Source organism: uncultured Meiothermus sp., assembly GCF_937863175.1.
In the GTDB taxonomy this organism is placed as follows: Bacteria; Deinococcota; Deinococci; order Deinococcales; family Thermaceae; genus Meiothermus.
In genome coordinates, this window is sequence record NZ_CALMCQ010000165.1 from 1 (window position 1) to 8,689 (window position 8,689).

9 protein-coding genes are annotated in these 8,689 nt (G+C 63.6%); 7 read left to right on the forward strand and 2 right to left on the reverse strand.

The window, feature by feature from the left end; genetic code table 11:
- From Q0288_RS06290 to Q0288_RS06320, 7 genes are all read left to right on the forward strand, one after another.
- Nucleotides 1-861: universal stress protein (locus tag Q0288_RS06290; RefSeq protein ID WP_299428828.1), on the forward strand; the 861-nt coding region annotated here is incomplete at its 5' end.
- 120 nt (nt 862-981) lie between these two features.
- Nucleotides 982-1,431, forward strand: a complete 450-nt coding sequence (locus Q0288_RS06295) for an Hsp20/alpha crystallin family protein (protein WP_299428831.1) — start codon at nt 982-984, stop codon at nt 1,429-1,431.
- 12 nt (nt 1,432-1,443) lie between these two features.
- A complete protein-coding gene (locus tag Q0288_RS06300; protein ID WP_299428835.1) occupies nt 1,444-1,800 on the forward strand; it encodes a hypothetical protein in 357 nt (118 codons plus the stop codon).
- A gap of 126 nt (nt 1,801-1,926) precedes the next feature.
- Nucleotides 1,927-2,409: a MarR family transcriptional regulator gene (locus Q0288_RS06305; protein WP_299428837.1), complete on the forward strand. Its 483-nt coding sequence runs from the start codon at nt 1,927-1,929 to the stop codon at nt 2,407-2,409.
- A gap of 50 nt (nt 2,410-2,459) precedes the next feature.
- Nucleotides 2,460-3,917 (forward strand): FtsX-like permease family protein, encoded by a 1,458-nt coding sequence (locus Q0288_RS06310; protein WP_299428839.1) that lies wholly within the window; start codon nt 2,460-2,462, stop codon nt 3,915-3,917.
- A gap of 14 nt (nt 3,918-3,931) precedes the next feature.
- Nucleotides 3,932-4,606 (forward strand): ABC transporter ATP-binding protein, encoded by a 675-nt coding sequence (locus tag Q0288_RS06315; protein WP_299428841.1) that lies wholly within the window; start codon nt 3,932-3,934, stop codon nt 4,604-4,606.
- A complete protein-coding gene (locus Q0288_RS06320) occupies nt 4,603-5,547 on the forward strand; it encodes a hypothetical protein (RefSeq protein ID WP_299428843.1) in 945 nt (314 codons plus the stop codon). The genes Q0288_RS06315 and Q0288_RS06320 overlap by 4 nt, the downstream gene beginning before the upstream one ends.
- A gap of 19 nt (nt 5,548-5,566) precedes the next feature.
- Here Q0288_RS06320 and Q0288_RS06325 read toward each other — a convergent pair whose 3' ends face one another.
- Nucleotides 5,567-7,717 (reverse strand): alpha-amylase family glycosyl hydrolase, encoded by a 2,151-nt coding sequence (locus Q0288_RS06325; protein ID WP_299428845.1) that lies wholly within the window; start codon nt 7,715-7,717, stop codon nt 5,567-5,569.
- Between the two features lie 68 nt (nt 7,718-7,785).
- Nucleotides 7,786-8,643, reverse strand: coding sequence for an EamA family transporter (locus tag Q0288_RS06330; protein ID WP_299428847.1), 858 nt, complete (start codon nt 8,641-8,643; stop codon nt 7,786-7,788).
- Nucleotides 8,644-8,689: the final 46 nt, after the last annotated feature.

Here is an 8,689-nt window from a genome sequence, read left to right on the forward strand (position 1 = left end):
AAACTAAGAGCCGGGGTGGTGGTGGCCCATGTCCTGAGGATCCCATCAGCCTACTGGGGCCTGACCGAGCCCACCGAGTCCATGAAGCAACATGCCCGGGATATTCTCGAGCCGTGGGCGTTGCTTGGCCAGCAGATGCAGCTCGATCTGCACACCGAACTAATGAAGAGCGATGACATCGCCGAGAGCATCGTCCATCTGGCTAACCGCAGCCACTGCGACCTGATCATAGCGGGTACTCACGGGCGCAAAGGCCTGGGAAAGATGCTCCTGGGTAGTGTGGCTGAGCGGATCAGTCGTCTGTCCAGAGGGCCGGTGCTGCTGGTGCGTGGGGATGGACAGGTTGCAGCCACCACGGGCCTGTTCGAACGCATTCTGGCCCCGGTGGATGGCAGCCAGGCAGGTCGCCCGGCCTTCGAGCTCGCCGACCTGCTGGCAGCACAACTCGGGGCCGAGTTGCAGATTCTGCATGTGGTTCCCCCGCTTCCTACCCCAGTCGTTGGCCCCTATGGAAACGACATGAGGACCTTCAACTGGGAGGTAGCCCTCGAGGCCCTGGAGCAAGAAGGGGAGGCCCTTCTGCACAACGCCAAACAACAGGCCACGGCCCCCAGGGTCAAAACTGCCCTGATTAGAGCCCAGACCCAGCGTGAGGCCGATGTCATTGTAGAGTACGCCAAAAACAACCATGCAGACCTGATCGTGATGGGCACCCACGGGCGTGTCGGTATCGAGCGCCTGTTGCTGGGCAGCGTGGCCGAAGGGGTGGTGCACCAGGCCCCGGTGCCGGTGTTGCTGATCCGCCCCCTTCAGACGGCGTCAGCCTCCCGCGAATCCGGGGTTGAAAAAGCCCAGGTCTGATCTAAAGCCTCCGGGTTTCGGTTGGGTGGCCAACCGCAACCCATGAGGACAAACCCCAGGCTCTCCACCGGCGTGTTGCCACCGCACGCCACGCCAGACTGAATAGCAAGGAGGATGGTTATGTTGGCCCGTTTTGATCCCTGGCGCGAAATGGACACCATGCGCAGGGAAATCGAGCGCTTGTTTGACGAAAGCCTGTTCCGTCGAGAGTTTCCTTTTCTTGATAAGGGGGTTGCTGCCATGCCGCTCGACATCTACGAGGAAGGCAACAACATCCTGGTGAAAGCCTCGATTCCCGGCCTCAAACCCGAAGACATCAAGATTGAGGTGCGTGGCGATGTACTGCGCATTCATGGCGAAGCCAGAAAGGAGGAAGAGAAGAAAGAACGCAACTACCACCTGCGCGAACACCGCTATACCCGCTTTGAACGCTCGGCGGTACTGCCCAGCGAAGTGCTGACCGATAAAGCCGAAGCGGTGTTTGAAAACGGGATGCTGATGCTAACCCTGCCCAAGTCCGACGTTGCCCAAGCCAAAGCCATCCCGATCAAAACCGTCGCAAAAGTCTAGATGGAGGTAGCTATGTCAGCTCGAGGAATTGATCTAGCAATGGGGCTGGTGTTTGCCCTGCTCGCAATTCTGGGGCTGTTCTTTGCCCCGGGTGGCCTGATTCTGGGCTTCATCCCCAGCAATACCGGCCTGGCGCTGGTCTATCTGATTACCACCGTGGTTTTGCTCTACGGCTACTTCACCAGTGACCGGCTGGCCCATATGGTGGCGGCCATCATTGGCCTGGTCTTTGCCGCCCTGGCGATCATCGGGCTCTTTACCGGCAGCTTTCTGGGCCTGCCTACGGGTGGCTGGAACATCGTAGTCAACCTGATTGCGGCAGTGGTGCTGATCTACAACTGGCTGGGTACGCCCAGAAAAGCAGTCTAAGCCTCAACGGCAACCTTTAAAACGGGGTGAAAGCCAGTTCACCCCGTTTTGACTGGGTTAGATAAGCCCCGAAGTTCATTTGGTTCAGTATTGACTAAACACATTAGACTAGCTAAACTTGGGGTTATGCCCGATGCGCTGCACGATTTTGTAGAGGAGTTCGCCCTGGTTTTCGAGGCGACTGGCACGCCGCGCATCGCGGCCCGCATTCTGGGCTGGTTGATGGTCTGCGACCCGCCCGAACAGAGTGCCACCCAACTGGCCCAGACCCTGGGGGCCAGCAAGGCTTCCATCAGCACCATGATCCGGGTTCTGACGCAGGGGATGCTGATAGAGCGGGTACCCAAAAGAGGCAGCCGACAGGACTTCTACCGCATTCGCCCGGGTGCCTGGACTGACCTGACCGTCAAGCGCCTATCCGCGCTTTCGATCTATACCCAACTGGCCGAGAGGGGTCTGGAGCTGATGGCGACCGCCCCACCCGAACAACGCACGCGCCTCGAGGAGATGCGGGATCTGTTCGGCTTCTTCGAACGGGAATTGCGCGGGATGGTAGAACGCCTGGAAGAGCGGAAACAGCCGTCCAAATCCAGGGTAAGGGTGGGCTAGGCCACCCGACCCCGGCCCCTTCGCTGCTTGAGGTTTTGTAGGAGATGGAGATGAAATCACCCGGTTCAAGCCTGCTGGCCCTGCTACGGCTGGCCTGGCGCAACCTCTGGCGACACCAGCGGCGCACCTGGCTGCTGGTGCTGGTGGTGGCCTATGCCACCGCCAACACCATTCTCTTTTGGGGAATAAACGATGGCTTCTACCAGTCCATGATTATGGGCCATGCCCGCTATCTGAGCGCCCCAGGACTGATCACCACCCAGCAGTATTTTGCCGACCCGGATCCCGATCAACACCTTCCCAGTCTGGATTTCCTGCCCCAGGTAAGGGCCCAGCCGGGGGTGATGGCGGCGGCGCCCCGCCTCGAGTTCCCCGCCCTGATCCGTTCGGCCTACACCGCCGAGCCGGCCCAGGCCAGGGGGGTAGACCCGGCCCTCGAGGGTCGGGTGAACGAGATTCCCCAGGCCATCACCCAGGGGCGGATGCTGGAAAGCTCGGGGGAGGTGGTGCTGGGTGCACAACTGGCCGGGCGCCTGGATGCCCGGCTGGGCGAACGGGTGGTGGCCCTCGAGGTTCCCGCCCTGGTTGCAGGCCAGACCCGCTCCCGAGGGGTATTGTTGATGGGCAACCAGCAGCCACCCCGTCTGCTCGAGCGCTTTACCCAACAACACCTTGCCCAGGGAAGGCTCCCCGCTGCCGGCGAGCTGGAAGGCATCGCCCTGGGGGCTTCGCTGGCCCGGGCGCTCGAGGTCAGGCTGGGCGATCCGATCTACGCCTTCGCCCCGAACACCCTGGGTCGGGGCGCAGGGGTTTACACCCTGGTAGGGCTGCTCCGCTTCCCCGATGCGGCCACTGAGGCCCGCACGGCTTTTCTCTCGCTGGCAGCCGCCCAGGAGCTGGCCGGGCCAGACAGCGCTACCCGCATCGAGCTACACTTCCCCTTCACCCGCTTTGACCAGGATGGTCTGCTGGAACCGCAGCTGGCAGAACTGCGCGAGGGCCTGGATCCAGCCCTGAGCCTGGAAAGCTGGCGGGAGGTCAGCCCGGCCATGGCCCAGATTTTCAATATGCTCCGGCCGGTGATGCTCATTTTTACAGCGATATTTTTTGGGTTGGCCGGGCTTTTGGTGCTCAACACCATCTACCTGAGCCTGCTCGAGCGCACGCGGGAACTGGGGGTGATGGTGGCGCTGGGGGCTGGCCCCGCCAGGATGACCCATATGGTGGTGCTGGAAAGCCTGCTCCTGTCGTTGGGCGGGGCCGCCGTGGGGAGTCTGCTGGGGCTGATGGCCATCGCCGCCCTGGATGGCGGATTCTCGCTGGAAGCCCTGTATGGCGAGATGGTGGCCGGGTTAGGAATTCCCACCATAATCTACCTGAGCCTGAGCCCCTGGGATCTCCCCATCACCTTTAGCTTTGCCCTGGCAACCGGCCTGCTGGCGGCCTGGTGGCCTGCCCGGGTTGCGGCCCGCCTGGAACCGGTAGAAGCCATGCGCTTTACCGCCTGAACCGAGGTAGCCCAATGAAACCCTTACTGCAAGTAGAAGATCTGACCAAGGTATACAAAGTAGGTTCCATCGAGACCCCGGCATTGCGCGGGGTGAGCCTGGAGATCCATCCGGGCGAGTTTGCGGCCCTGGCCGGGCCATCGGGCAGTGGGAAAAGTACCCTCCTGCATCTGATGGGGGGCCTCGACAAGCCCTCTTCGGGCCAGGTCTGGCTGGGAGGGGGGCGCATAGACAACCTGAACAAAGCCCAACTGGCCGATCTGCGCCTGTGGAACCTGGGTTTTGTTTTTCAGGCCTATAACTTGATCCCGGTGTTGAACGCGCTGGAGAATGCGGCTTTTGTGCTCGAGCTGCGCGGCGTGTCCCGGGCCGAGCGCGAGGGGAAAGCCCTGCAGGCCCTCGAGGCCCTGGGCATGCGGGAGTTTGCCGCCCGGCGACCCAACCAGCTCTCGGGCGGACAGCAGCAGCGGGTGGCGGTAGCCCGGGCCCTGGCCGCCCAGCCCAAGATTATCCTGGCCGACGAGCCCACCGCCAACCTCGACTCCAGAACCGGCCTGGCCCTGATCGATCACATGCGCCAGCTCAACCGCGAACAGGGGGCCACCTTCTTGTTCAGCACCCACGACCCGCGACTGCTGGAGCGGGTAGACCGGATTGTGCGCCTCGAGGACGGGCAGATCGCAGCATGAAAAGCGCGCGCTTCGCTGCTCGGGGGCTGGCGGTCTTGCTGGCTCTGCTGATCCTGCAACCGGGCCTGGCACAGGAGCTGCAAACGCGCTTTGAGCTACGTTTCTCGACCGCGCTGACCCTCAGCAGCCTGCCCCCCGGTGCCAGCTGGGGCCTGGGGGCCTACCTCGAGGCCCGCTACCATCTGAGTCCGGTAAGCCTCCACCTGGTGCTCGAGCCCGGCGCCAACTTTTCCAGTGCCGTGACCACCGATGCCGGCCTGACCGAGCTGTATGCGCTCTACCGCGCAGACGAACTGGATGTCAGCCTGGGGCTGGAGCGGCTGCCCCTGGAGGTAGCCCGCCTCAGCCTGCCCTACAGCCTCGAGCCCCTGAGCCCCCTGGGTAGCCGACAGGGGCGCTGGGGGGCGCGACTAAGCTGGAACCCAGAGGCAGCCCGGGTGCGCCTGGCAGTTGTGGAAGATGCGGGCAGGGTCTTGCCGGTACTGAGCCTGCGGCGGGAGTTTGAAGGCTTTGAGCTCGAGGCCCATGCGCTTTATCGTTCCAACCCGGTCTTTGGGCTGGGCGGTAGCGGTACGCTGGCGGGCCTGGTGGTCTACGGCGAGACCTGGCTGCTACCCGCAACCGACCGGCTGCGCTACGTCCTGGGCCTCAGCGGCAGCCTGGGGGAAGGGTTCTGGACTCTGGAAGGCGGCCATGCCCCTGCCCTTCCGCCATTTCTGCCCGGCCATTTTTTGGCCGGACAGTGGCTTTTTCGAGCCACCGAGGAGGCCAGTTGGAACCTCGGCGCCCACCTGTTGCTGGAGGATCCGCTGCGGGCCCAGCTCAGCACCAGCTACATTCAGGCCTCCGACAACCACGAACTCACCAGCAGTCTTGCTGTCCAGTTCGGCCCACAGCCTTTGGTTCTGATTATCCGGCTCAGCCTGCGGGCGTTCATGTAGCCAGCAGCATCCCACCCCTTCAGCGCACCCGCTGCAAATACCGCCATCCGAGCCCAACCAGACCTACTTGAGCCTGGTAGACCCTGCCCTCCACCAGATCCCGCCACTGGCCCTCGGGCAGCCGCAAAACCGCCGGGTCGGGGCTGTTGTTGAATGCCGCCAGCACCTCACCAGGGCCCGACTCCCCCCGCAGGAAGGCCATCAGCGGGCCTTCGCCCAGATAGGTGCGGAAGACCGGAGTCCTGAAGGCTGCTGTCTGACTGCGCAGCCGGCCCAGCAACTGGTAGTGCCTCAGTACATCGGCCCGGCACTGATTCCACTGGATCGGGTAGCGGTATAGCTCGTTGATCGGCCACTGCCCCCGTTCACCGGTAAAGCCGCACTCCTCGCCCTGGAAAAACATCGAGGCCCCCGGCAGGGCGTACAGAACCGCCGAGGCCAGCTTGAGGCGGGCCAGCGGCTCAGCCGAGGGGGTCTCACCCAGCCTTCCCCCGCCCAGGTCGGTCAGAACCCGGGGGGTATCGTGCGAGCCAATCAGGTTGAAGCTCATCGCCGCAACCGCTTCGGGGTAGGTGGCATAGACCCTGGCCAGCTCTCCCAGAATCCGCCGCCCATGTTGAAGCGGGCCGCCCCTGGCGAAGCCCAGGGCCCCCCCAAAGGCGGGGGGCGAGCCTCCACGCCCCACGGGGTAGTTCATTAAGGAGTCGAACTGGTCGCCCTGTAAAAACTCTGGGCGCAAGTCCCAGACCTCGCCCACCAGGTAGACATCGGGTTTTAGCGCCTTGAGCTCGGTGCGCCATTTCCGCACGAAATCCACCGCGATCTCGTTGGCCACATCTACCCGGATGCCATCGAAGCCAGAGCGCAGCCAGAACCTCGAGACCCGGATCAGGTAGTCCTGCACCTCGGGGTTGAAGGTGTTGAGCTTGGGCAGACTGCCCAGATTGGCCCAGCCCACATAGGCCCGGCCATCGCCAGGGGTAAAGGGCCAGGTGCGGATGAAGTACCAGTCCCAGAATCGGGACTCGCGCCCCTTTCTCACCACATCCTGGAAGGCCCAGTGGCCCAGCCCGGTGTGGTTGGGCACAAAGTCGAAAATGGTCTTGATGCCCTGGCGTCTGGCCTCGTCCAGCACCCGCCGCAAAAGCGCGTTGTCGCCCAGCCTGGGTGCGACCCGCACGTAGTCGTGGGTGTCAAACCCGTGGGCCGAACCGGAGTCAAAAAGCGGGTTGAAGTAGATCAGGTTTACGCCCAGCGAGCGCAGGTGTGGGAGGCGCTGCAACACCCCGGCCAGGTCGCCGCCAAAATACTGCTGGCAGCAGTGGTACTCCCCCGGCGGGTCTGTCCAGCGGGAGAGGTAGGGCAGCCGGCCCTGCCAGGTCTTGTCGAAGACGGCCTGGGAGGTCTCGAGGGCCCGGCGGTCGTTGCTGGGGTCGGCGTTGTAGAAGCGGTCGGGGAAGATCTGGTAGCCCACCCGCCCTGCCACCCAGTCCACCGCTCTGAAGGGGTTTTCCGGCGCCGCGAAGGGGCCAAAGGAATGCTCGGCACCCGCCTGGTCTACTACCCGGATACGGTACTGTCGCAGCGGGGTCGGCAGCGCTACCCGCCACATCTCGCCATCCGGCCAGACCAGTTGCCGGGCCATCGGGTAGGCTCGATCGGCCTGCAAGACTGCCGACTGGATGCTGCCCTGGGGCACCTGGAAGCGCACCGACAGGCGCCCATCGGCCTGCGAGACAAACCGGGCTTTGCTGGGGTCGTGCTCGAAGCCCAGCCCCACTTCCTGCGGCGGAGCCACGGCAGCCCGGCCCACCTCCCGCAGCGCGTTCTGTCCGCCCTGCCCATCATCGGCGCAGCCCTCCGACTCGGTGTCCACCTGGGGGGTGCCGAAGACCTCGTCGTCGCACATGTTGCGGGGCCAGTGTCCGTTGATGAAAAACTTGTACGCGATGGGGCCGCGAGGCAACTCCACCCTCGCCTGCCAGACCCCGGCCTCGGTTTTCTGCATGGGCAGCTCGGCCCAGTTGTTGAAGCTGCCCCGCACGCTGACCGAACGCACCTCGAGAATCATGGGAGGGTCGTAGGTGAAGGTGACCGGTAGTTTTTCCTGGGCCAGCGAGAAGCCCAGCAGTGCGAATAAAGCCAGCAGTGATTGAATCAGCCCACGCATTCTTTACCTCCGGCCTTGACCACATCCCGAAAGCACCGCTGGAATGGTTTCCAGCCTGCACCACCCACCTAACGATTAGATGCTACCCTGGGCTGCGGCCTCAGGACCATTACCAGCACCCCCGCCAGCACCAGCCCCGCCCCCAGATACCCCAGCAGGCTGAACCGCTCGCCCCACCAGAGCCAGGCCGCGAAGGCCGCCACCACCGGCTCGAGGGTCGCCACCACCGAGGCCCGCGTGGCCTCCAGCCGCCGCAGCCCAGCAAAGTAGAGCGTTACCGCCACAAAGGTGGAGACCACGGTCAAAAAAGCGATCGCCCCCCAGGCTTCGGCGGTTTTTGGGGCAAAGTCTACAAAGGGCAGCAGCCCCAGGGCCCCCACCGGCAGCGCATAGAGAAAAACAGTGGGGGTGGTGTATTTGTGCAAATAGAGCTTGCCAAACAGGTAGTAGGTAGCATAGGTCAGGGCCGAGACCAGGCCCCAAAAAATCGCGGGCAGGGTGATGTCTACCCCACCGCCCTGCATACTGACCGCCGCCACCCCCAGCAAGGTCAGGGCTACGGCCCCCAGCTTGAAAGCGTTCATGGGTTCGCGCAAAAACAGCCAGGAGAGCAGGGCCACAATGGCCGGGGCGGTGTAGAGCAAGACCGAGGCCAGGGCTGCGCCCCCGCTCTGGATGGCCAGTTGGTAGGCTCCGTAAAACAACGAAATTCCCACCAGACCAAACCCGGCCACCGGGAGCAGGTCTTTGCGCAGCACCAGCATTTTTTGAATCAGGAAGGCCTGGGCTCCAAACAAGACCGCCCCCAGAGCGGCCCGCCAGAAAGCCACCTCGAGGGGGCTGACCCCCTGTTCAAAGGCCGCTTTGGAGACCACCCCCAGCAGCCCCCACAAACACGCTGCGGCCAGAACGTAAAGGTAGCCCACCCGAGGCTTATTCGGTGGCCCGACCCTGACGGCGGGCCATTCTGCT

Excerpts from the sequence above, each read along its gene's own strand:
- Q0288_RS06295 (WP_299428831.1), top strand. The coding sequence starts at position 982 with ATGTTGGCCCGTTTTGATCCCTGGCGCGAAATGGACACCATGCGCAGG.
- Q0288_RS06300 (WP_299428835.1), top strand. The coding sequence starts at position 1,444 with ATGTCAGCTCGAGGAATTGATCTAGCAATGGGGCTGGTGTTTGCCCTG.
- Q0288_RS06305 (WP_299428837.1), top strand. The coding sequence starts at position 1,927 with ATGCCCGATGCGCTGCACGATTTTGTAGAGGAGTTCGCCCTGGTTTTC.
- Q0288_RS06310 (WP_299428839.1), top strand. The coding sequence starts at position 2,460 with ATGAAATCACCCGGTTCAAGCCTGCTGGCCCTGCTACGGCTGGCCTGG.
- Q0288_RS06315 (WP_299428841.1), top strand. The coding sequence starts at position 3,932 with ATGAAACCCTTACTGCAAGTAGAAGATCTGACCAAGGTATACAAAGTA.
- Q0288_RS06320 (WP_299428843.1), top strand. The coding sequence starts at position 4,603 with ATGAAAAGCGCGCGCTTCGCTGCTCGGGGGCTGGCGGTCTTGCTGGCT.
- Q0288_RS06325 (WP_299428845.1), bottom strand. The coding sequence starts at position 7,717 with ATGCGTGGGCTGATTCAATCACTGCTGGCTTTATTCGCACTGCTGGGC.